The sequence below is a fragment of the Methylobacterium sp. WL116 genome (genome assembly GCF_008039455.1).
Taxonomy (GTDB): Bacteria; Pseudomonadota; Alphaproteobacteria; order Rhizobiales; family Beijerinckiaceae; genus Methylobacterium.
On sequence record NZ_VRUV01000833.1, the window covers coordinates 1 to 1,353 of the forward strand.

The 1,353-nt window shown below is 74.8% G+C and carries 1 pseudogene; it reads right to left on the bottom strand.

From position 1 onward, the window contains the following. Positions 1 to 1,353: pseudogene (locus FV223_RS30975) on the bottom strand (hypothetical protein); the annotation flags it as partial.

The window sequence follows — 1,353 nt, forward strand, 5'->3', positions numbered from 1 at the left end:
GCCGGGGGCGCATCGAGGCGCCCGGTCAGGCGCTCGAGGGCGGTCTGCACCCCTTCGAGCGTCGTGGCGAGGCGCTGGTCGGACGCCGCCTGCCGGGCCTGCATGTCCGCGAGGCCGGCGCGCAGCAGCCCGAACTCGCTCGTCTCGGCGTTCCCGCGCCCGCCGATCGAATCGGCCACGGCGCTGCGGGTGGCACGGGCCACGGCGGCCTCGATCGGTGCCTCGTCGCGGAGCGCGGAGACCTGCTTGAGCAGGTCACCCATGGACCGCTCCAGGCTTGCGAGCGTCGGGTCGCCGCTGCGGGCGTCGAGCCGGTCGGCGATCGACACCACCTGCTTTTCCAGGGCGTCGAGGCCGTCGTCGCCGGAGCGCGCGCCGACGCGGTCGACCTTCTCCGCGAGGTTGCGCAGCATGGCGTGGATCGAGGCGACGTCGCCGCCCGGCATCGCCGGCATGCGCAGGCTCTCGCCGAGGCCTTCCAGGCGCCCGATCAGGTCGCCCACCGGCTGGGTGCTGACGCGGTCGACCTTGTCCGACAGCGCGTCGATCCGCCCGAGGATCGCCTGAGAGCTGGCCGCGTCGGCGCCGTGTGCGCCCGCCTGCATCGCGTCGAGCTTCGAGGCGATCGCGTCGATCTGGTCGACCAGCGCCGCCGGGGCGGGGACGCTGGCGTTGAGGCCGCTGCGGATCTCCTCCAGCAGCGGGCGCAGGGCGGTGTCGCTGCCCGCGGTCGCGGCCTTCTGGAGCTGGGCGATCTGTGCGCTGATCGCCTGGACGCCGGCGGCGAGGCTCTGGATCCGCTCCGGCCCGGCGAGCGCCGCGATCAGGCGGCGGATCTCCTCGATCTCGTCGAACAGGTGCTTGAGCCCGTCGTGATCGACGGCGCTGCCGTGCCCGGTGGCGACGACGGCATCGAGCCGGGAGGCGAGGCGCTCGACCTCGCCGGCCACGCGGGTGTGGACGTTCTCGGCCACGTCGTCGGCCAGTCGCTCGACCTGCGCGCGGATCAGCTCGATCGGCTCGGCGATGGCGGCGAGGTCCGCCGGCGCTCCGGCGCGCTCGACGCCGCTGGCCAGCGAGATCACCGCCTGCTCCAGGGCGCCGAGGTCGCGCCGCGTGGCGAGATGGCCGATCGATTCGCGAAGCCGGTTCGTCTCGCGGCGCAGCTCGGACACCGCGGTGTCCGGCAGCGCGGTGTCCTCGACCGTCGCGTCGAGGCGGCGGGCGATGTCCTCGCGCATGGTCGCGACCACGCTGGCGCCGGCGTTCTCGCCGAGCTCGCGCTGGCGCTGGCGGATGTCCTGCACCGCATCCTGGATCTCGGCGGCCGCCGGGCGGCCGCCGAGATCCAGG